The organism is Pseudomonas frederiksbergensis (genome assembly GCF_001952935.1).
Lineage (GTDB): Bacteria > Pseudomonadota > Gammaproteobacteria > Pseudomonadales > Pseudomonadaceae > Aquipseudomonas > Aquipseudomonas frederiksbergensis.
This window is the reverse complement of the sequence record NZ_CP018319.1, coordinates 841,674-861,531: the sequence shown is the minus strand read 5'-3', so window position 1 is coordinate 861,531 and position 19,858 is coordinate 841,674. Positions and strand designations below refer to the sequence as shown.

The 19,858-nt window shown below is 58.2% G+C and carries 19 protein-coding genes, 4 tRNA genes and 1 riboswitch; of the genes, 18 read left to right on the top strand and 5 right to left on the bottom strand.

The genetic code is table 11. The annotated features are described in order from the left end of the window. Nucleotides 1-238 precede the first annotated feature (238 nt). From PFAS1_RS04325 to astE, 7 genes are all read left to right on the top strand, one after another. A complete protein-coding gene (locus tag PFAS1_RS04325) occupies nt 239-1,459 on the top strand; it encodes an aspartate aminotransferase family protein (RefSeq protein ID WP_076028319.1) in 1,221 nt (406 codons plus the stop codon). A gap of 224 nt (nt 1,460-1,683) precedes the next feature. Next, nucleotides 1,684-2,703: an arginine/ornithine succinyltransferase subunit alpha gene (aruF, locus tag PFAS1_RS04320; protein ID WP_074879219.1), complete on the top strand. Its 1,020-nt coding sequence runs from the start codon at nt 1,684-1,686 to the stop codon at nt 2,701-2,703. 74 nt (nt 2,704-2,777) lie between these two features. After that, a complete protein-coding gene (gene astA, locus PFAS1_RS04315) occupies nt 2,778-3,803 on the top strand; it encodes an arginine N-succinyltransferase (RefSeq protein WP_008154313.1) in 1,026 nt (341 codons plus the stop codon). Next, on the top strand, nt 3,800-5,269 hold the full coding sequence (astD, locus tag PFAS1_RS04310) for a succinylglutamate-semialdehyde dehydrogenase (RefSeq protein ID WP_198044970.1): 1,470 nt from the start codon (nt 3,800-3,802) through the stop codon (nt 5,267-5,269). Before astA ends, astD begins: the two co-directional genes overlap by 4 nt. A gap of 93 nt (nt 5,270-5,362) precedes the next feature. Continuing rightward, nucleotides 5,363-6,709 (top strand): N-succinylarginine dihydrolase, encoded by a 1,347-nt coding sequence (gene astB, locus PFAS1_RS04305; protein WP_076028317.1) that lies wholly within the window; start codon nt 5,363-5,365, stop codon nt 6,707-6,709. Between the two features lie 20 nt (nt 6,710-6,729). Then, nucleotides 6,730-7,017 (top strand): topoisomerase II, encoded by a 288-nt coding sequence (locus PFAS1_RS04300; protein WP_074879212.1) that lies wholly within the window; start codon nt 6,730-6,732, stop codon nt 7,015-7,017. 12 nt (nt 7,018-7,029) lie between these two features. After that, the gene (astE, locus tag PFAS1_RS04295; RefSeq protein ID WP_076028316.1) at nt 7,030-8,040 is read left to right on the top strand and encodes a succinylglutamate desuccinylase; all 1,011 of its coding nucleotides are present in this window, start codon (nt 7,030-7,032) and stop codon (nt 8,038-8,040) included. A 113-nt stretch (nt 8,041-8,153) separates the two neighbouring features. On the opposite strand, the gene PFAS1_RS04290 is transcribed toward astE, so the two are convergent. Continuing rightward, the gene (locus tag PFAS1_RS04290; protein ID WP_076028315.1) at nt 8,154-8,663 is read right to left on the bottom strand and encodes a 6,7-dimethyl-8-ribityllumazine synthase; all 510 of its coding nucleotides are present in this window, start codon (nt 8,661-8,663) and stop codon (nt 8,154-8,156) included. A gap of 114 nt (nt 8,664-8,777) precedes the next feature. After that, nucleotides 8,778-8,948, bottom strand: a riboswitch (FMN riboswitch). A 196-nt stretch (nt 8,949-9,144) separates the two neighbouring features. Here PFAS1_RS04290 and ltaE point away from each other — a divergent pair. The 7 genes from ltaE to PFAS1_RS04255 all read left to right on the top strand — a co-directional run bounded on the left by ltaE (nt 9,145) and on the right by PFAS1_RS04255 (nt 15,113). After that, nucleotides 9,145-10,149, top strand: a complete 1,005-nt coding sequence (ltaE, locus tag PFAS1_RS04285) for a low-specificity L-threonine aldolase (protein WP_076028314.1) — start codon at nt 9,145-9,147, stop codon at nt 10,147-10,149. A 146-nt stretch (nt 10,150-10,295) separates the two neighbouring features. Next, the gene (alaS, locus tag PFAS1_RS04280) at nt 10,296-12,920 is read left to right on the top strand and encodes an alanine--tRNA ligase (RefSeq protein ID WP_076028313.1); all 2,625 of its coding nucleotides are present in this window, start codon (nt 10,296-10,298) and stop codon (nt 12,918-12,920) included. Nucleotides 12,921-13,011: 91 nt separating this feature from the next. After that, nucleotides 13,012-14,253, top strand: a complete 1,242-nt coding sequence (locus tag PFAS1_RS04275) for an aspartate kinase (protein WP_074879205.1) — start codon at nt 13,012-13,014, stop codon at nt 14,251-14,253. Between the two features lie 186 nt (nt 14,254-14,439). After that, nucleotides 14,440-14,628 carry a carbon storage regulator CsrA gene (gene csrA, locus PFAS1_RS04270; RefSeq protein ID WP_002554426.1) on the top strand — a complete coding sequence of 63 codons (189 nt, stop codon included), beginning with the start codon at nt 14,440-14,442 and terminating at the stop codon, nt 14,626-14,628. 62 nt (nt 14,629-14,690) lie between these two features. Beyond that, nucleotides 14,691-14,781, top strand: a tRNA-Ser gene (locus PFAS1_RS04265). 107 nt (nt 14,782-14,888) lie between these two features. After that, a tRNA-Arg gene (locus PFAS1_RS04260) sits at nt 14,889-14,965 on the top strand. A gap of 71 nt (nt 14,966-15,036) precedes the next feature. Next, nucleotides 15,037-15,113: transfer RNA gene (locus PFAS1_RS04255), tRNA-Arg, on the top strand. Between the two features lie 19 nt (nt 15,114-15,132). Here PFAS1_RS04255 and PFAS1_RS04250 read toward each other — a convergent pair. Further along, the gene (locus PFAS1_RS04250; protein WP_076028312.1) at nt 15,133-15,651 is read right to left on the bottom strand and encodes a cell envelope protein SmpA; all 519 of its coding nucleotides are present in this window, start codon (nt 15,649-15,651) and stop codon (nt 15,133-15,135) included. A gap of 321 nt (nt 15,652-15,972) precedes the next feature. On the opposite strand from PFAS1_RS04250, the gene mgtE reads away from it, so the two are divergent. Continuing rightward, nucleotides 15,973-17,415 (top strand): magnesium transporter, encoded by a 1,443-nt coding sequence (gene mgtE / locus PFAS1_RS04245; RefSeq protein WP_076028311.1) that lies wholly within the window; start codon nt 15,973-15,975, stop codon nt 17,413-17,415. Nucleotides 17,416-17,516: 101 nt separating this feature from the next. Here the strand turns inward: mgtE and PFAS1_RS04240 are convergent, their stop codons facing one another. Then, the gene (locus tag PFAS1_RS04240; protein ID WP_028620557.1) at nt 17,517-17,843 is read right to left on the bottom strand and encodes an Arc family DNA-binding protein; all 327 of its coding nucleotides are present in this window, start codon (nt 17,841-17,843) and stop codon (nt 17,517-17,519) included. 110 nt (nt 17,844-17,953) lie between these two features. Here PFAS1_RS04240 and PFAS1_RS29710 point away from each other — a divergent pair, with 110 nt between their 5' ends. Beyond that, nucleotides 17,954-18,109 carry a hypothetical protein gene (locus tag PFAS1_RS29710; RefSeq protein ID WP_198044951.1) on the top strand — a complete coding sequence of 52 codons (156 nt, stop codon included), beginning with the start codon at nt 17,954-17,956 and terminating at the stop codon, nt 18,107-18,109. A 120-nt stretch (nt 18,110-18,229) separates the two neighbouring features. Next, on the top strand, nt 18,230-18,802 hold the full coding sequence (gene phnN / locus PFAS1_RS04235) for a phosphonate metabolism protein/1,5-bisphosphokinase (PRPP-forming) PhnN (protein ID WP_076028310.1): 573 nt from the start codon (nt 18,230-18,232) through the stop codon (nt 18,800-18,802). Here the strand turns inward: phnN and PFAS1_RS04230 are convergent. Then, on the bottom strand, nt 18,777-18,956 hold the full coding sequence (locus tag PFAS1_RS04230; RefSeq protein ID WP_076028309.1) for a PA3371 family protein: 180 nt from the start codon (nt 18,954-18,956) through the stop codon (nt 18,777-18,779). The two genes, phnN and PFAS1_RS04230, sit on opposite strands and share 26 nt — an antisense overlap. Before the next feature lie 22 nt (nt 18,957-18,978). Continuing rightward, nucleotides 18,979-19,212, bottom strand: coding sequence for a hypothetical protein (locus tag PFAS1_RS04225; protein ID WP_074879198.1), 234 nt, complete (start codon nt 19,210-19,212; stop codon nt 18,979-18,981). A gap of 286 nt (nt 19,213-19,498) precedes the next feature. On the opposite strand from PFAS1_RS04225, the gene PFAS1_RS04215 reads away from it, so the two are divergent. After that, a tRNA-Arg gene (locus PFAS1_RS04215) sits at nt 19,499-19,575 on the top strand. Nucleotides 19,576-19,858 lie beyond the last annotated feature (283 nt).

Below are 19,858 nucleotides of genomic sequence, written 5' to 3'. Positions count from 1 at the left end.
TCGGTTTCGTGCGGTACATATTTACCGCACCGCTCGACAACCCTGCCTATAACCTGTGCCGGCAGTTTAAACTGCGCCTTTGCGACGCTATATGTCGCATTGCCGTAAACCCGGCTGAAACCGGGGTTTGCGCTATAAGAAGTTGTCGCTTGGCGGCAAGGCCGGGCTGAAAACTGTCCTTACAATCCCCCTCATCGCTCGCCAGTTTCAGGCGAGTGTTCCTCATCAGGAGACTCCGATGTCCGTTGAGCACGCTGCGGTACAACGCGCCGATTTCGACCAGGTAATGGTTCCCAACTACGCGCCTGCCGCATTCATCCCTGTGCGTGGTGCCGGTTCCCGCGTCTGGGACCAGTCTGGCCGCGAGCTGATCGACTTCGCCGGCGGGATTGCCGTTAACGTATTGGGCCATGCGCACCCGGTGCTGGTCGGTGCCTTGACCGAGCAGGCGAACAAGCTGTGGCACGTATCCAATGTGTTCACCAATGAGCCGGCCTTGCGCCTGGCCCATAAGCTGATCAATGCCACATTTGCCGAGCGCGCGTTCTTCTGCAACTCCGGCGCCGAAGCCAACGAGGCCGCTTTCAAGCTGGCCCGTCGCGTCGGCTTCGATCGTTTCGGTAGCGAGAAGTACGAAATCATCGCTGCGCTCAACAGCTTCCACGGTCGTACCCTGTTCACCGTGAATGTCGGCGGTCAGTCGAAGTATTCCGACGGTTTCGGTCCGAAGATCACCGGTATCACCCATGTGCCGTACAACGATCTGGCCGCGTTGAAAGCTGCCATTTCCGACAAGACTTGTGCCGTGGTGCTCGAACCGATTCAAGGCGAGAGCGGCGTGATCCCGGCCGAACTCAAGTACCTGCAAGGTGCCCGTGATCTGTGCGACGCGCACAAAGCGCTGCTGGTATTCGATGAAGTGCAAACCGGTATGGGCCGCACGGGCAAGCTGTTCGCCTATCAGCAATACGGCGTGATTCCGGACATCCTGACCACCGCCAAGAGCCTGGGCGGCGGTTTCCCGATCGCGGCAATGCTGACCACCGAAGACCTGGCCAAACACCTGGTCGTCGGCACCCACGGCACCACCTACGGCGGCAACCCGCTGGCGTGCGCTGTCGCGGAAGCCGTGATCGACGTGGTTAACACCCCTGAAGTGCTGGCCGGCGTCAACGCCAAGCACGACAAGTTCAAGGCGCGCCTGGAACAGATCGGCGAGAAGTACGGCCTGTTCACCCAGGTCCGTGGTATGGGCCTGTTGATTGGTTGCGTGCTGAACGATGCCTGGAAAGGCAAGGCCAAGGACATCTTCAACGCCGCTGAAAAAGAAGGCCTGATGATTCTGCAGGCCGGCCCGGACGTGGTTCGTTTCGCGCCAAGCCTGGTGGTTGAAGACGCCGATATCGATGCCGGTCTGGACCGTTTCGAGCGCGCCGCGGCGAAACTGACGCAAGCCTGATAGACCCTTCGACGCCTGACATTTTCAGGCGTCGAACCAAATTTTTGTACCGGGCTGGATCAAATGTGGGAGCGGGCTTGCTCGCGAAAGCGGTGGGTCAGACAGCAACGATGTTGACTGATGCACCGCTTTCGCGAGCAAGCCCGCTCCCACACTGATCTCTGTGTCTGCAATGACTTCCCGGTTATTTTCCTCATAGAGATTTTCGAGAAAGGAGTGACACCATGCTGGTGATGCGCCCCGCGCAAATGGCTGATCTGGGCGAGGTACAGCGTCTGGCTGCGGACAGCCCGATTGGTGTCACTTCCTTGCCGGATGACGTTGAACGCCTGAGCGACAAGATCGCGGCAAGCGAAGCCTCGTTTGCCGCCGAAGTGAGTTTCAACGGTGAAGAGAGCTATTTCTTCGTCCTCGAAGACACCGCCACCGGCAAACTGGTGGGCTGCTCGGCCATCGTTGCGTCGGCCGGTTATTCCGAGCCGTTCTACAGCTTCCGTAATGAAACCTTTGTGCACGCCTCTCGCGAGCTGAAGATTCATAACAAGATCCACGTCCTCTCCCAGTGCCACGACCTGACCGGCAACAGCTTGCTGACCAGTTTCTACGTACTGCCGGAACTGGTGGGTTCGGCCTGGTCGGAACTCAACTCCCGGGGTCGCTTGCTGTTCGTTGCCAGCCATCCGGAGCGCTTCGCCGATTCGGTGGTGACCGAGATCGTCGGTTACAGCGATGAAAACGGCGATTCGCCGTTCTGGGATGCCATCGGTCGCAACTTCTTCGACCTCAACTACGCCGAAGCAGAGCGTCTGTGCGGTCTGAAGAGCCGGACGTTCCTGGCCGAATTGATGCCGCATTACCCGATCTACGTGCCGCTGCTGCCCGACTCCGCTCAAGAGGCGATGGGCCAGGTGCACCCACGGGCGCAGATCACCTTCGACATCCTGATGCGCGAAGGCTTCGAGACCGATCACTACATCGACATTTTCGACGGCGGGCCGACCTTGCACGCCCGTGTCTCGGGGATCCGTTCGATCGCCCAGAGCCGGGTAGTCCCGGTGAAAATCGGCGAACCGGTCAAAGGTGTCGGTCGTCAGTACCTGGTGGCCAACGCCCAGTTGCAGGATTATCGCGCCGTTTTGCTTGAGCTCGATTACGCGCCGGGCAAACCCGTGACCCTGGATCTTGAAGCGGCCGAAGCCTTGGGCGTCGGTGAAGGTGCCAGCGTGCGCCTGGTGGCGGTTTAACGCCTGCTTTGAAGAATGCTTAGTAAAGCAGCGAGTTTCACGGGTGGCGCAAGCGGCCCGTTTGAGGAGATAGCATGATCGTTCGTCCCGTACGCAGCAGCGATTTACCCGCTCTGATCGACCTGGCCCGCAGCACCGGCACTGGCCTGACCACCTTGCCGGCCAACGAAGAGCGTCTGGCCCATCGGGTCGGTTGGGCCGAGAAGACCTTTCGCGGCGAAGCCGGGCGGGGCGATGCGGACTACCTGTTCGTGCTCGAAGATGATGACGGCCGAGTGGTGGGTATTTCCGCCATCGCTGGCGCCGTCGGCCTGCGTGAGCCTTGGTACAACTTCCGGGTCGGCCTGACCGTCAGCGCTTCGCAAGAATTGAACATCTACCGCGAAATCCCGACGCTGTTCCTGGCCAACGACCTGACCGGTAACTCCGAGCTGTGCTCGCTGTTCCTGCACGCCGACTACCGCACGGGCCTCAACGGTCGCATGCTGGCCAAGGCGCGGATGCTGTTCATCGCCGAATTCCCGCAATTGTTCGGCAACAAGATCATCGCCGAGATGCGCGGCATGTCCGACGAAGCGGGGCGTTCGCCGTTCTGGGAAAGCCTGGGTCGGCACTTCTTCAAGATGGAATTCAGCCAGGCTGACTACCTGACTGGCGTGGGCAACAAGGCGTTCATCGCCGAACTGATGCCGAAATTCCCGCTGTACACCTGCTTCCTCTCGGAAGATGCGCGCAACGTGATCGGGCAGGTCCATCCGGACACCGAGCCGGCGCTGGCCATGCTCAAAAGCGAAGGTTTCAGCTATCAAGGCTACGTCGACATCTTCGACGCCGGTCCTGCGGTGGAGTGCGAAACCGGCAAGATCCGCGCAGTTCGCGACAGCCAGGCGCTGGTGCTGGCCATCGGCACGCCGGGTGATGACGCCACTCCGTTCCTGATTCATAACCGCAAGCGCGAAGACTGCCGGATCACTGCTGCTCCTGCACGTTTCGCCGCCGGTACGCTGGTGGTCGATCCCCTGACCGCCAAACGTCTTCAACTCAACGCCGGCGATCAAGTGCGCGCCGTTCCGTTGTCCGCTGCCAGGGAGTCGAAATAATGAATTCGCTATACATCGCAGGTGAATGGTTGGCCGGCCAGGGTGAAGCCTTTCAGTCGCTGAACCCGGTAACCCAACAGGTGCTGTGGGCCGGCGAAGGCGCCACCACTGCTCAGGTTGAATCGGCCGTGCAAGCCGCGCGCCAGGCATTCCCGAGCTGGGCCCGTCGTACCCTGGACGAACGCATCGCCGTGCTGGAGGCCTTTGCCGCCGCGCTGAAGAACAATGCTGACGAACTGGCTCGTACCATCGGTGAGGAAACCGGCAAACCGTTGTGGGAAGCCGCGACCGAAGTCACCAGCATGGTCAACAAGATTGCGATCTCGGTGCAGAGCTACCGCGAACGTACCGGCGAGAAGAGCGGCCCGCTGGGCGACGCCACCGCCGTGTTGCGCCACAAACCACACGGCGTGGTCGCGGTGTTCGGGCCTTACAACTTCCCTGGTCACCTGCCGAACGGTCACATCGTGCCGGCGCTGCTGGCCGGTAACAGCGTGCTGTTCAAACCCAGCGAGCTGACGCCGAAAGTCGCTGAGCTGACGGTCAAGTGCTGGATCGAAGCCGGTCTGCCGGCAGGCGTGCTGAACCTGCTGCAAGGCGCCCGTGAAACCGGTATCGCCCTGGCGGCGAACCCGGGCATCGACGGCTTGTTCTTCACTGGTTCCAGCCGCACGGGCAATCATCTGCACCAGCAGTTTGCCGGTCGCCCGGACAAGATCCTCGCCCTGGAAATGGGCGGTAACAACCCGCTGGTCGTTGATCAGGTCGCAGACCTCGATGCCGCCGTTTACACCATTATCCAGTCGGCATTCATTTCCGCCGGTCAGCGTTGCACCTGTGCCCGTCGCTTGCTGGTGCCGCAAGGCGCCTGGGGCGATACGCTGCTGGCGCGTCTGGTGGCGGTCAGCTCGACGATTGAAGTCGGTGCGTTCGATCAGCAACCGGCGCCGTTCATGGGCTCGGTGATTTCCCTCGGCGCTGCGAAAGCGTTGATGGATGCGCAAGAACATCTACTGGCCAATGGCGCCGTAGCGCTGTTGGAAATGACTCAGCCCCAGGCCCAGGCAGCCTTGCTGACCCCGGGCATTCTGGACGTAACGGCGGTTGCCGATCGCCCGGACGAAGAGCTGTTCGGTCCGCTGCTGCAAGTGATCCGCTACGCTGATTTTGAAGCGGCGATCGTTGAAGCCAACGACACCAACTATGGCCTGGCGGCCGGTCTGCTGTCGGACTCCGAAGCGCGTTATCAGCAGTTCTGGCTGGAAAGCCGTGCGGGCATCGTCAACTGGAACAAACAGCTGACCGGTGCTGCGAGCAGCGCGCCATTCGGCGGTGTCGGCGCCTCGGGCAACCACCGCGCCAGCGCCTATTACGCGGCAGATTACTGCGCGTACCCGGTCGCCTCGCTGGAAACCCCGAGCCTGGTAATGCCTGCGACCCTTACGCCTGGCGTGAAAATGGCGTGATGCCCCATCGCCAGCCTGCTGGCGATGGCCGCGCCGCGGTCTTACTGAATAGTTACTGAAGCCATAACAACAGATTCTCGTGGAGCCTCGCTGATGAAATCCTATGAAGTCAATTTTGACGGTCTAGTGGGGCCGACCCATAACTACGGCGGTTTGTCCTACGGCAACGTCGCATCCCAGAGCAACAGCCAGCAGTCTTCGAACCCGAAGGAAGCCGCGCTGCAAGGCCTGGCGAAGATGAAATCGCTGATGGAAATGGGCTTTCAACAGGGCGTGCTGGCACCACAGGAGCGCCCGGATGTAGCAGCCCTGCGCCGATTGGGGTTCAGCGGCACCGACGCTCAGGTGATCGAACAGGCGGCTAAAGATGCGATGCCGTTGCTGGTGGCCAGTTGCTCGGCGTCGAGCATGTGGGTGGCCAACGCCGCCACTGTCAGCCCGAGCGCCGACACCGCGGATGGCCGTGTGCATTTCACCGCGGCCAACCTGAACTGCAAATATCACCGCAGCATCGAACACCCGACCACCAGTCGCGTGCTGGGGGCTATGTTCGCTGACCAGAAACACTTCGCGCACCACGCTGCATTGCCAGCCGTGGCGCAGTTCGGGGACGAAGGCGCAGCCAACCACACCCGTTTCTGCCGTGAATACGGCGAAGCAGGCGTCGAGTTCTTCGTGTTCGGTCGCAGCGCGTTCGACACCCGTTACCCGGCACCGCAGAAATACCCGGCCCGCCAGACCCTCGAAGCCTCCCAGGCGGTTGCCCGCTTGCACGGCTTGAGCGATGACGGCGTGGTCTACGCTCAGCAGAACCCTTCGGTGATCGATCAGGGCGTATTCCACAACGATGTGATCGCGGTGGGTAATGGCGAGGTGCTGTTCTATCACGAGGACGCGTTCCTCGACACCGAGCAGATGCTGGCCGAATTGCAGAGCAAACTCGCCAAAGTCGGTGGGAAATTTCAATCGGTCTGCGTACCGCGTTCCGCGGTAACCGTGGAAGACGCCGTTCGTTCCTACCTGTTCAATAGCCAACTGCTGTCGCGTCCTGATGGCTCGATGCTGTTGATCGTGCCGGAAGAGTGCCGTGGCAACGAGCGTGTCTGGCAGTACCTGCAAGGTTTGACCAGCTCCGGTGGCCTGATCCGCGAAGTGAAAGTGTTCGATTTGAAGCAAAGCATGCAGAACGGCGGCGGCCCGGCTTGCCTGCGACTGCGCGTCGCGCTCAACGAAACCGAACTGGCGGCCGTCAACCCAGGGGTTATCATGACGGCACCGTTGTACGGCACGCTGACCGAGTGGGTCGACAAGCACTACCGCGACCGCATGACCGAAAACGATCTCGCGGACCCGCAATTGCTGCTTGAGTGCCGGACGGCACTGGATGAACTGACGCAAATCCTTAAACTGGGCGCGGTTTATCCATTCCAGATCAATTGAACGTCGAGAGCGTAAAAAACATGAGCGATACCCTGCAGCTGATCCTTGAAGACACCGACGGCACGCAACTGGAAACCTCCTGCACCCGCGTCGCGGTCATGTGGCAAGGCAAAGAGCTGTGGATTCAGCAAGACGGCCGCGGCCAACTGCTGATCGGCGTGGATGTGGAAGAAGGTGACGCCGAATACGCAAACCTGCTGCTGCGCCCATTGGCGACTAATCTGGTAAGTCTGCAACTGGAAATGGAGCCGGCTGAAGTCGGTGACGAAGACCACGTGCACGGCCCGGATTGCCAGCACGACCACTAAGGAAACCGCTCTATGCTCGCCCTCGGCAAATTACTTGAACTGACCCTCGCCGGCCGCGAACCGGCGGAGAAGACTCAACTGACTGTCGAAGGCGTGCGTATGCGCTGGTTGAGCGAAGGTGCGCTGGAAGTCCGGCCACCTGAAGCCCGCGACAACGGCCTGGACCTGCTGCTGTCGGCCGGCATCCATGGCAATGAAACAGCGCCGATCGAGTTGCTCGATCGCCTGTTGCACGATATTGCCCGCGGCGATCTCAAGCCCCGCGCACGTATTCTGTTCCTGTTCGGCAACCCGGAAGCGATTCGCAAAGGCGAGCGTTTCGTCGAGCAGGACGTCAATCGGCTGTTCAACGGCCGTCACGAACAAAGCAGCGGCTCCGAAGCCCTGCGCGCGTGTGAACTGGAGCGGCTGGCGGCGAGTTTCTTCAGCCTGCCGGATCGCAACCGTCTGCACTACGACCTGCACACGGCCATTCGTGGCTCGAAAATCGAACAGTTCGCGCTGTATCCCTGGAAGGAAGGCCGTCAGCATTCGCGCCTGGAACTGGCGCGTCTGCGCGCTGCCGGCATGGAAGCGGTGCTGCTGCAAAACAAGCCTTCCATCGTTTTCAGCTCCTACACTTACGACAAACTCGGTGCTGAGGCTTTTACCCTTGAACTGGGCAAGGCGCGGCCATTCGGGCAGAACGACGGGGTCAACGTCGACCTGCTGGAAACCCGCCTCAAACAGATTATCGAAGGCAACGAGCCGGCCCAGACCGAAGAGGCGCTGGACGGTTTGCAGTTGTTTAGCGTGGCGCGAGAAATCATCAAGCACAGCGATAGCTTCCGCTTGAACCTGCCAGCGGACATCGAGAATTTTTCAGAGTTGGAAGTGGGTTACCTGCTGGCGGAAGACATCGCCCAGACCCGGTGGGTCATCGAGGAGGAGGGGGCCCGGATCATCTTCCCGAACCCCAAGGTCAAGAACGGCCTGCGTGCCGGCATCCTGGTTGTGCCGACCACCGACGAAAACCTCGCCTGACTGATCATTCCCACGCTCCGCGTGGGAATGCAGCCCGGGACGCTCTGCGTCCCATTGGAACGCGGAGCGTCCCTTGAGGCATTCCCACGCAGAGCGTGGGAACGATTATCAGACTAGACAGCTACCGCACGCGGCTCGCTACGACGCAACGCGCGCATCTTGTGCAGCGTATCCGCGCATGTCTTGGCCGCTTCCTGGCCTTTGTGCACGAAATGCTCGAAGAAAAACTTCTGATGTTCTTCGCCGGTATGGAAGTGGTGCGGGGTCAAAACTACGGAGAACACCGGCACTTCGGTTTCCAGCTGAACTTGCATCAAGCCGCTGATCACCGACTGGGCGACGAATTCGTGGCGATAGATGCCGCCGTCAACGACCAGACCCGCGGCGACGATGCCGGCATAACGACCGGACTTGGCCAGCAGCTTGGCGTGCAGCGGAATTTCAAAGGCGCCGCCGACTTCGAAGAAATCGATCTCCGATTCCTGATAACCCTGAGCAATCATTTCGGCCACAAAGCCCTTACGGCTCTGATCGACGATTTCTTTGTGCCAGCAGGCCTGGATGAACGCAACGCGCTCGCCCTGATGGTTTTTGCTTTTGCTATCGATTGCGGTGGGTTGCATGTTCTGACTCCTGTTTATGTAAAAAACAGGGCATATGAATCGAATGGGATTTAATGGCACGCAGGCACAAATGCCTGCGGACGGCGCTTTGGTATAGAGCCTAGGCGGCGCCAATCCCGTTCTCTCTTCATCCGGACTATGACCGTCGGCCCCGGGATCACACCGGGTCTGCTGACCTTGCCGCCATCACAGCCATTGCCGTGCCTGTCGCCAAGCGCTCGCGGGCTATGCGCATTGCGCGCAATTACCGCCGGTGGGGAGTTGCACCCCGCCCTGAGAACGTTTTGCCGCCAGATTGTTTGGCGGCGAAGCGTTTTTAACACATATTTCTCACCTGTGCATTGCTGCTATCTGATGATTGCTATCGACTTTTCCGTCGGTTCAGGAAGCCTTTTCCTACCCAAGGGTTGATTATTCGTCGGCATGGCCGCAGTAATTCCTACTTGAAAGGGATTTTCCCCTGCTTACCGAGGCCAGATTCATGAGTGTTATCGATCTTCGCAGCGACACCGTCACCCAACCGTCCGCCGGGATGCTCGACGCGATGGCCAGCGCGGCCACCGGTGACGACGTTTATGGCGAAGATCCGACGGTCAATCGTCTGGAAGCCGAGCTGGCAAAACGGTTGGGTTTTGCTGCGGCGCTGTTTGTCCCGACGGGCACCATGAGCAATCTGCTGGGCTTGATGGCCCACTGCGAACGCGGTGACGAATACATCGTCGGTCAGCAGGCACACACCTATAAGTACGAAGGTGGCGGCGCGGCCGTACTCGGTTCGATTCAGCCGCAACCGCTGGAAGTGCAGGCCGACGGCTCGCTGGACCTGGCCCACGTAGCGGCCGCGATCAAACCGGACGACTTCCACTTCGCCCGCACCCGTTTGCTGGCGCTGGAAAACACCATGCAGGGCAAGGTTTTGCCGTTGGAGTATCTGGCGCGGGCTCGAAGCTTTACTCACGAGCATGGGTTGCAACTGCATCTGGACGGCGCGCGGCTGTACAACGCGGCGGTCAAATTGGGTGTCGATGCCCGGGAAATTACCCAGCACTTCGATTCGGTCTCGGTCTGCCTGTCCAAAGGCCTGGGCGCGCCGGTCGGTTCGGTGCTGTGCGGCTCGGTCGAATTGATCGCCAAGGCGCGACGCCTGCGCAAGATGGTCGGCGGCGGCATGCGCCAGGCCGGGATACTGGCGGCGGCAGGTTTGTACGCGCTGGATAACAATGTTCAGCGTCTGGCTGATGACCATGCCAATGCACAGTTGCTGGCTGATGGCTTGAGAGCGGCGGGTTACGAGGTCGAGCCGGTGCAGACCAACATGGTTTATGTGCAGATGGGCAACAAGGCCGAGGCCATCAAGGCGTTTGCCGCCGAACGCGGGATCAAGCTGAGCGCTGCCGGACGTCTGCGCATGGTCACGCACATGGACGTCAGCCGCGCTCAAATCGAGCAGGTCGTCGCGACATTCGTCGAGTTTTCGCGCAACTGATAGCGTTAGCGGTCCAATTGACCGTTTCTATCGTATAAACACGCTGTACCCCGCGCGCAGGGCCGATATAATGCGGCCCTTTGCCGTCGCTTCGTCTGTTGACGTTTCGCACAGGCCTTTGGCCGCAGCCTCCGTGGAAGAACCTAATGAAAAGCGCAGAAATCCGTGAAGCCTTCCTTCGCTTCTTCGAAGAGCAAGGCCACACCCGTGTAGCCTCCAGCTCTTTGATTCCGGGCAACGACCCAACCCTGCTGTTCACTAACGCGGGGATGAACCAGTTCAAGGACTGCTTCCTGGGCCAGGAAAAGCGCGCGTACACCCGCGCGGTCAGCAGCCAGAAATGCGTGCGCGCCGGCGGCAAGCACAACGACCTGGAAAACGTCGGTTATACCGCCCGTCACCACACCTTCTTCGAAATGCTGGGTAACTTCAGCTTCGGTGATTACTTCAAGCGCGATGCGATCACCTACGCCTGGAACTTCCTGACGTCCGACCAGTGGCTGAACCTGCCGAAAGAAAAGCTCTGGGTCACCGTCTACGCCAGCGATGACGAGGCTTACGACATCTGGACCAAGGAAATCGGCGTTCCGGCTGAACGCATGGTTCGTATCGGCGACAACAAAGGCGCGCCGTACGCGTCCGACAACTTCTGGACCATGGGCGATACCGGCCCGTGCGGTCCTTGCACCGAGATTTTCTACGATCACGGCGCCGACATCTGGGGCGGCCCACCGGGCTCGCCGGAAGAAGACGGCGATCGTTACATCGAGATCTGGAACAACGTTTTCATGCAGTTCAACCGCACCGCCGATGGCGTGTTGCACCCGCTACCAGCACCGTCGGTCGATACCGGTATGGGCCTGGAGCGGATCAGTGCCGTGCTGCAGCACGTTCACTCGAACTATGAAATCGACCTGTTCCAGAGCCTGCTGAGCGCATCGGCCAAGGCCATCGGTTGCACCAACGACAATCAGGCTTCCTTGAAAGTCGTCGCCGACCACATTCGTTCGTGCGGTTTCCTGATTGCCGACGGCGTGCTGCCGTCCAACGAAGGCCGCGGCTACGTGCTGCGCCGGATCATTCGTCGCGCCTGCCGACACGGCAACAAGCTGGGCGCCAAGGGCAGCTTCTTCTATCAGATCGTTGCTGCCCTGGTCGCCGAGATGGGCGAAGCGTTCCCTGAGCTGAAATCCCAACAGGCGCATATCGAGCGCGTCCTGAAAGCCGAAGAAGAGCAATTCGCCAAGACCCTGGAGCAGGGCCTGAAAATCCTCGAGCAGGATCTGGCCGATCTCAAAGGTGACGTGGTTCCGGGCGACGTAGTGTTCAAACTCTACGACACCTACGGTTTCCCGATGGACCTGACCGGCGATATCGCTCGCGAACGCAACCTGACCATCGACGAAGAAGGCTTCGAGCGCGAAATGGAAGCCCAGCGCGTCCGTGCCCGTTCCGCCAGCTCCTTCGGCATGGATTACAACAGCCTGGTCAAGGTTGATGTGGCCACTGAGTTCACCGGTTACACCGCTCACAGCGGTTCCGCGAAAATCGTTGCTCTCTATAAAGACGGGCAATCGGTTGACGTGCTGAGCGAAGGCGAAGAGGGCGTGGTCGTTCTCAATCAGACCCCGTTCTATGCGGAATCTGGTGGTCAGATTGGTGATTGCGGCTTCCTCCAGGCTGGCGCTGCGCGTTTCGACGTGCGCGACACCACCAAGACCGGCGGTGCGTTCCTGCACCACGGTGTGCTGGATTCGGGCAGCCTGATCGTTGGCGCTCCGGTCGAGACTCATGTCGATGCCGACGTGCGTCACGCGACTTCGCTGAACCACTCCGCCACTCACTTGCTGCACGCCGCATTGCGTCAGGTGCTGGGCGATCACGTTCAGCAGAAAGGCTCGTTGGTCGACAGTCAGCGCCTGCGCTTTGACTTCAGCCACTTCGAAGCCATCAAGCCTGAGCAGTTGAAGGCGCTGGAAGACATCGTCAACGCCGAGATTCGCAAGAACTCCGAAGTTGAAACCGAAGAAACCGATATTGAAACCGCCAAGCAGAAGGGCGCCATGGCGCTGTTCGGCGAAAAATACGGCGACAGCGTGCGCGTACTGAGCATGGGCGGTGATTTCTCCGTCGAGCTGTGTGGCGGTATCCACGCCAACCGGACTGGCGACATCGGCCTGTTGAAGATTATCAGCGAAGGCGGTGTGGCCTCCGGCGTGCGTCGTATCGAAGCGGTCACTGGCGCCGCGGCGCTGGCATACTTGAACGCTGCTGAAGAACAACTCAAGGAAGCGGCCAACCTGGTCAAGGGTAGTCGCGACAACCTGATCGACAAGCTGTCGGCTGTGCTGGAGCGCAACCGTCTGCTGGAGAAGCAGCTCGAGCAGTTGCAGGCCAAGGCTGCCAGCGCAGCGGGCGACGATCTGTCGGCTTCTGCCCTGGATGTCAAAGGCGTGAAGGTGCTGGCCGTGCGTCTGGACGGTCAGGATGGCAAGGCGCTGCTGGCGCTGGTCGATCAACTGAAAAACAAACTCGGCCGCGCAGTGATCCTGCTCGGCAGTGTCCATGAGGAAAAGGTCGTTCTGGTTGCAGGCGTAACCAAAGACCTGACTGGCCAACTCAAAGCCGGTGATTTGATGAAGCAAGCCGCTGCGGCAGTGGGCGGGAAGGGCGGTGGTCGTCCAGACATGGCGCAAGGTGGTGGTACTGACGCTGGCGCACTGGATGCGGCATTGGCCCTGACTGTTCCATTTGTAGAGCAGGGTTTATAAGGCAGTATGTCCGGCCCGCAGTCTAGTGGCGGGCCGAAACGCTGTTTGAGTGATTATTTGGGCGCCCTTCATGGGCAGAGGCGGCTTTGAAATGGCTTTGATCGTACAGAAATTTGGAGGCACCTCGGTCGGCACTGTCGAGAGAATCGAGCAGGTCGCCGACAAGGTTAAGAAATTCCGCGAAGCCGGCGATGACCTGGTGATTGTGCTGTCTGCAATGAGCGGCGAAACCAACCGTCTGATCGATCTGGCCAAGCAAATCAGTGGCGATGGCCAGCCGGTTCCTCGTGAGCTGGATGTGATCGTCTCCACCGGTGAGCAGGTGACGATTGCACTGTTGGCCATGGCGCTGATCAAGCGCGGCGTGCCAGCGGTGTCCTACACCGGCAACCAGGTGCGGATTCTGACGGACAGTGCGCACAATAAAGCGCGTATCTTGCAGATTGATGACCAGAAGATTCGTGGCGATCTGAAGGCTGGTCGTGTGGTCGTTGTCGCCGGTTTCCAGGGCGTCGACGAGCACGGCAACATCACCACTCTTGGTCGTGGCGGTTCCGACACCACCGGCGTGGCGCTGGCAGCAGCCCTGAAGGCTGATGAATGCCAGATCTACACCGATGTCGACGGCGTCTACACCACCGACCCGCGTGTGGTGTCCGTGGCTCAGCGCCTGGACAAGATTACCTTCGAAGAGATGCTGGAAATGGCCAGTCTCGGTTCCAAGGTGTTGCAGATCCGTGCGGTGGAATTCGCCGGCAAGTACAACGTTCCGCTGCGCGTACTGCACAGCTTCAAGGAGGGTCCGGGCACCCTCATTACTATTGATGAAGAGGAAACCATGGAACAGCCGATCATTTCCGGCATCGCTTTCAACCGCGATGAAGCCAAGCTGACCATCCGTGGCGTGCCAGACACCCCGGGCGTTGCATTCAAGATTCTCGGCCCGATCAGCGCCGCGAACATCGAAGTCGACATGATCGTGCAGAACGTTGCGCACGATAACACCACCGATTTCACCTTCACCGTGCATCGCAATGACTTCCAGGCGGCGCAAACCGTGCTGGAAAACACCGCTCGCGAGATCGGTGCCCGCGAAGTCGTCGGCGACATCAAGATTGCCAAGGTGTCGATCGTCGGTGTCGGCATGCGCTCCCACGCAGGCGTGGCCAGCCGCATGTTCGAATCCCTGGCCAAGGAAAGCATCAACATCCAGATGATCTCGACTTCGGAGATCAAAGTCTCCGTAGTGATCGAAGAGAAGTACCTGGAACTGGCTGTGCGCGCTCTGCACACGGCTTTCGAACTGGACGCACCGGCCCGACAGGGCGAGTGATGCGTTAACCGAAGGGCGCGGTCTGACCGCGCCCTTTGTTTTTTTGAATGGCGCGACCCGAGGCTGTTCTTTTGCTCGCGCTGGTCAATACTCAGGCATGTAGGGCTGCGATCGCTCCGGTTGTAGGTCGAGTGCCTTTTTTTTGCAGACTGTTGTCCCTGAAATGAAATGCGTGAGGAGAAAGGTATGCTGATTCTGACTCGTCGGTGCGCAGAAAGCCTGATTATTGGTGATGGCGAAATCACCGTGACCGTGCTCGGCGTCAAAGGAAATCAAGTGCGTATCGGTGTCAACGCCCCGAAAGAGGTTGCGGTCCACCGTGAGGAAATTTACCTGCGTATAAAGAAAGAGAAGGACGAAGAACCAAGCCATTAATTTTTATCGTTTTTTATGTTTGCAAACGGGGAAGAAGCTGGTTAATATACGCCCCGTGTTGCGGAGAGCTGGCCGAGTGGCCGAAGGCGCTCCCCTGCTAAGGGAGTACACCTCAAAAGGGTGTCGGGGGTTCGAATCCCCCGTTCTCCGCCATTATTTGCGTAGTACGTTGTAATCTAGCTTCTTCGGTAAGTGTTTGAAATTACTAGAAAAAGTGTTTGACATAGAGATTAGACGGCCTATAATGCGCGGCAACAAATGCACTCGTAGCTCAGCTGGATAGAGTACTCGGCTACGAACCGAGCGGTCACAGGTTCGAATCCTGTCGAGTGCACCATTTAAGAGTCATCTGCAGTAATGTGAATGACTTGGCTTCAACCAGTTGTGATCTGGTATAAAAACACAAATGCACTCGTAGCTCAGCTGGATAGAGTACTCGGCTACGAACCGAGCGGTCACAGGTTCGAATCCTGTCGAGTGCACCAAACACCAAAAAGCCCGCGTTTAACGCGGGCTTTTTGCCGTCTGGGATTTGGCTTTTCCTTTGGTGCATCCTTTCTCATCGAACTCGATGTGGGCGCTACGACCTCGCTGGGTGTCGTAACGGTAGCTCGTGGCCGAATTGCGAATACTGATCTTGTCTGGCTTGCCAAGGGCGCTCTCGACATCCTGCTGACTCATGCCGGCGACAATCCGTTGATTGATGATCGCTTTGCGGCGTTCTTTGGCGCTGATGAGGTTTCCACATTTGTCCTCGGTCATGCCGACGACGGTCGGATCTCTCCTTTTGATTTTCGTACCTGATGTTTCGCGAATTCCGGCTTCCGGCATGAGAGCGGTTGTGCTGCCCGGTGTGAAGGTGCGCACGTCCTGAAGCGAAAGGCTGTCTCCGGTGGTACAGCTCAGCGTGGTGAAGGTGATGCGCCCATCAGCAGCCTCGCAGCGGTGAACGGTTGTCGCAAGCACCCAGGGCGAAGGGCAGAGCAGAGTGATCAACAGGAAGTAATGTGCATTCGATGGCATTAAACGTCCTCCATGACGGTCCAATTCCAAGAGTAGTCGTTACATTTTTCGGCTGTGGTGTGTTTTCTTTTCAGGATGAGTCGTCGCAGTTTCATGGATCAGGGCGGCGCTCAGGATTGTCTTGCAAGCGCTTGTTTCAGCCGCGATTTTTTAACGTTTAAAACCGTCGGGCGGTGTATCATTGCGCCCGTCAGCCCCGCCGGGGCTTGTGGAATACCTCCATGGACTTACCCAGTAGTTACTCAGTAACCCGTTTTTCCAATCATGAATTGACTGATTGATCCTTCCGGCGTGCCCCGCTGCTGGGAGTGGAGTTCGCCTATGTCTGAAGTTGAAGTAAAGAAAACGCAGGAAAGCTTGCAGGACCGCCTCGCTCAAGTTGTTGAGCTGCTGCAGCGTCAGCGGGTGGTCGAAGACCTGACTCACCGCCAGGAAGGTCCGCATCACGACCGGGTCGAGAACCTGGTTCACCGGCAAAACCTCGTCGAGTTGCAACGCAAGCTCGATGATCTGCACTCCGCCGACGTCGCCTACATCCTTGAAGCCTTGCCGCTGGACGATCGTCTGACGCTCTGGCAATTGGTCAAGGCCGATCGCGACGGCGACATTCTGCTCGAAGTATCCGATTCGGTTCGTGAAACGCTGATCGCCGACATGGACGATCACGAGCTCCTGGCTGCGGCCAAGGACATGGATGCCGACGAACTTGCTGACCTGGCCTCCGAGCTGCCGCGAGATGTCGTCCACGAACTGATGGAAACCCTCGATGGTCAGCAGCGTGAGCGCGTCCGCTCTGCGTTGTCTTACGACGAGGATCAGGTCGGTGCATTGATGGACTTCGAGATGGTGACGATCCGTGAGGATGTCAGCCTCGAAGTGGTTTTGCGTTACCTGCGGCGCCTCAAAGAGTTGCCCGGCCACACCGACAAACTGTTTGTGGTCGATTACGACGGCGTACTCAAGGGCGTATTGCCGATCAAGCGCTTGCTGGTTAACGACCCGGAAAAGCAGGTCTCTGAAGTCATGGCCAGTGACCCGGTGAGTTTTCACCCGGACGAAGACGCCTATGACGCTGCTCAGGCGTTCGAGCGTTACGACTTGATCTCGGCGCCTGTAGTCGACAAGAACGGCAAGCTGATCGGCCGTCTGACCATCGATGAAATGGTCGACCTGATTCGTGAAGAGAGCGAAAACGAAGTTCTCAACATGGCGGGTCTGCGCGAAGAGGAAGATATTTTTGCGTCAGTCTGGAAATCCCTGCGTAACCGTTGGGCCTGGCTGGCAGTTAACCTGATCACGGCATTCATTGCATCCCGGGTGATCGGTCTTTTCGAAGGCTCCATCGAGAAACTGGTGGCGCTGGCGGCACTGATGCCGATCGTGGCGGGTATCGGTGGCAACTCGGGTAACCAGACGATCACCATGATCGTTCGGGCGATGGCGCTGGATCAGGTCAGCACCGGTAATACTTCGCGCCTGATGCGCAAGGAATTGGCGGTAGGTCTGATCAATGGCCTGGTCTGGGGTGGTGTGATCGGTGTCGTCGCTTATCTGCTGTATGGCAGTTGGTCGCTGGGGGTGGTGATGACTGCTGCCATGACGCTAAACCTGCTGCTTGCGGCGTTGATGGGAGTTTTGATTCCCATGACCCTGGCGCGGCTTGGGCGCGATCCTGCGATGGGCGCCAGTGTGATGATCACTGCCATGACAGACAGTGGTGGGTTCTTCATCTTTCTCGGATTGGCGACGATCTTCCTGCTCTGACTTATCGACATTAAAAACCCGCCAATCGGCGGGTTTTTTTATGCTCGTATTTCAGGCAAAAAAAAGCCAGCGATTAAGCTGGCTTGAACTTTCGGATGAAATCAGGAAGCGTCTGCGGCCAATTCGGCATCATGCGCAATCAGCGAAACAAGAGCGTTCTGCTGACGGTGGGAGAGTTGACGGAAGCGTTGCAGCAGTTCGCGTTCGTGCAGTGACAGCTCCGGGCTGTCCAAACGCATGCTCAATTCTTCGCCCAGCGCGCCTTCCTGAATAAGGCTCTGCTCGAGGCGCGCGATGATTTCGGAGTTCATGCTGCGATGATGATTGCGAGCCACCTCGGCAATGCGTTCACGCATTCCGTCTGGCAGACGTACGACGAACTTGTCAGCCGTACGGCTGGAATAAATTGCCTGTTTCAATGGGCGCATATATTTAACCGGTTAGTTCAGGGGAGCGGTTCTCGGGATTGGCCGCAGGATGTCTCTTAGGACAAGCGCTCTGGCCAAATGTTCAACCTGAATTGATAGAGGCTCGCATCATGCCTCAAAGTAGCCAGTTCATTGGCGTCAATTCTGTGACAAATATTGAACTGGATAAAGGCGTTATGCCAGCACCAATCATCAGAAATGCGGACTGGTTTGAAAAGATTGCCGTGGTCCGTATTACTGACCGCCTCCTTTTGCCCGACAGGTGATGTTCTGAGACGCCTGAAGGTGCATGCTGTGCAGATTCGATCAGTGTTCCTTACTAGTACAGGATAGTGGCAATTGGCCGATTTACTAGGGGAAGACATGCAGTGGGAGGTGATTTCAAGATGGATGGCAGGCTGATTTACTTGATGGGGCCGTCTGGGTCCGGCAAGGACAGCCTTATCGAAGCCGCTCGAAAGCCGTTGCAGATGCTCGGTTGTGAAGTGGTCCGTCGGGTCATCACGCGGTCGGCCGAATCAGTTGGCGAGGATGCAATAGGCGTTTCCCGGGAAGAGTTCGAGAAGCGCCGGGTCGAGGGCGACTTCGCGTTGTGCTGGAGCGCCAATGGCTTGGAGTACGGTATTCCGATCGAAATAGATCAATGGCTCAATGATGGTCGGAATGTCTTGGTCAACGGTTCGCGCGGCCATTTGATTGAGGCGCTGCATCGGTATCCAACGCTATTGCCGACTCTTTTGACGGTCAAGGATGAAGTCTTGCGAGAGCGTCTGCTGCGCCGTGGTCGCGAAAGTTTTGCTGAAATTGAAGCGAGGCTGCATCGCAATGGGGTATTTGCGGCAGAGGATTCAATCGGCGACACACAGATCCATCGACTCGACAATTCAGGTGAATTGTCCACTACATTTGCCAATTTTCTGGACCTGTTGAGGATCAACGCAGTACCGGATCGAACTTGATCTTGCGCCCGGCAATCAGCGCCAGTACAAACAGCGCGCCGAACACGCCGCAGGCGATCAGAGGCAGGGTGACGCCTGTATCCTGGACCACTGACAGATGAAGAATGCCGCTCAGTAAGGCGAGGATGAAAAAACCTGCGGCTGATTTGGACATGCGATGCTCCCGATGGGGTGATTCAAAATACCAAACGTTCTGAAGATTTAGCCGGTAGCAGAATGTCTTCCTGGCGCACGTCTTGGCTGATAAAGCTGCGCTGATCGCTCATTGCCGCCAATTGAGGTGTTCTTTGCACCTGAAGGTAATGAGGTATCCGTTGAGCAACCGGCTCGCCACCGCTTTCGGGGGCAAAATGAAAGCCCAGCAGAATCGCCAGAGCGATTGCGTTCGAGAGTAAAAGGGTGCTGTTCATGAGGCTGGCCTCCATTGTTCTTCTAGGAACGGTTAAAGCAGCCCGCATGCCAACAGTCTAATGGTAATTAAATTCTTTAAAAACAAGGATTTAAAGAATTTCCTCAGGATCGATGCATTGCATTTTGCAATGATGGCCTTTAGCGGTGATGCAATTTGCACGGTAAATAAAGCCACGTTCCTGGGAGGCGTCTGCCTACACTTAAAAAGCCCAATGGACGACATGACAAAAGCAGGCTTGCCCGTTAACATGCACGCCGTCCATCACGCCGTGCTGGTCGATCTGTGTCTCAGTAGCTCAATTGGATAGAGCATCCCCCTCCTAAGGGGAAGGTTGGCAGTTCGAACCTGCCCTGGGACACCAATAATTGAAAGTCTCCAGGCATTCATGAGATCCCTCTGCTAGACCCTCATGGAGGGCAGGAAAGGACGAACGGATTGCTTGAACATAAAAAGCCCCGCTTGGATTAATATCTGGCGGGGCTTTTTCATGACCGTTCTGTCATATCAAGGAGGGGGATGAATGCGCTGATGGGTTCGCTCTGACCATAATTGCGTTTACCGGCGAGCGGTGCTGTTCTATTTAGATGCTCTTGAATGGTTGTTCTGGATCTGGAAAGGGAGGGCGCCTGAACGTTGGCACCATG

Bases quoted from the DNA above. Each gene is read 5' to 3' on its own strand.
- PFAS1_RS29710 (WP_198044951.1), top strand. From the start codon at position 17,954: ATGCCTCAAAGTAGCCAGTTCATTGGCGTCAATTCTGTGACAAATATT.
- PFAS1_RS04275 (WP_074879205.1), top strand. From the start codon at position 13,012: ATGGCTTTGATCGTACAGAAATTTGGAGGCACCTCGGTCGGCACTGTC.
- phnN (WP_076028310.1), top strand. From the start codon at position 18,230: ATGGATGGCAGGCTGATTTACTTGATGGGGCCGTCTGGGTCCGGCAAG.
- PFAS1_RS04230 (WP_076028309.1), bottom strand. From the start codon at position 18,956: ATGTCCAAATCAGCCGCAGGTTTTTTCATCCTCGCCTTACTGAGCGGC.
- ltaE (WP_076028314.1), top strand. From the start codon at position 9,145: ATGAGTGTTATCGATCTTCGCAGCGACACCGTCACCCAACCGTCCGCC.
- PFAS1_RS04225 (WP_074879198.1), bottom strand. From the start codon at position 19,212: ATGAACAGCACCCTTTTACTCTCGAACGCAATCGCTCTGGCGATTCTG.
- mgtE (WP_076028311.1), top strand. From the start codon at position 15,973: ATGTCTGAAGTTGAAGTAAAGAAAACGCAGGAAAGCTTGCAGGACCGC.
- PFAS1_RS04290 (WP_076028315.1), bottom strand. From the start codon at position 8,663: ATGCAACCCACCGCAATCGATAGCAAAAGCAAAAACCATCAGGGCGAG.
- astB (WP_076028317.1), top strand. From the start codon at position 5,363: ATGAAATCCTATGAAGTCAATTTTGACGGTCTAGTGGGGCCGACCCAT.
- PFAS1_RS04300 (WP_074879212.1), top strand. From the start codon at position 6,730: ATGAGCGATACCCTGCAGCTGATCCTTGAAGACACCGACGGCACGCAA.
- astE (WP_076028316.1), top strand. From the start codon at position 7,030: ATGCTCGCCCTCGGCAAATTACTTGAACTGACCCTCGCCGGCCGCGAA.
- alaS (WP_076028313.1), top strand. From the start codon at position 10,296: ATGAAAAGCGCAGAAATCCGTGAAGCCTTCCTTCGCTTCTTCGAAGAG.
- PFAS1_RS04240 (WP_028620557.1), bottom strand. From the start codon at position 17,843: ATGCGCCCATTGAAACAGGCAATTTATTCCAGCCGTACGGCTGACAAG.
- csrA (WP_002554426.1), top strand. From the start codon at position 14,440: ATGCTGATTCTGACTCGTCGGTGCGCAGAAAGCCTGATTATTGGTGAT.
- aruF (WP_074879219.1), top strand. From the start codon at position 1,684: ATGCTGGTGATGCGCCCCGCGCAAATGGCTGATCTGGGCGAGGTACAG.
- PFAS1_RS04325 (WP_076028319.1), top strand. From the start codon at position 239: ATGTCCGTTGAGCACGCTGCGGTACAACGCGCCGATTTCGACCAGGTA.
- astA (WP_008154313.1), top strand. From the start codon at position 2,778: ATGATCGTTCGTCCCGTACGCAGCAGCGATTTACCCGCTCTGATCGAC.
- PFAS1_RS04250 (WP_076028312.1), bottom strand. From the start codon at position 15,651: ATGCCATCGAATGCACATTACTTCCTGTTGATCACTCTGCTCTGCCCT.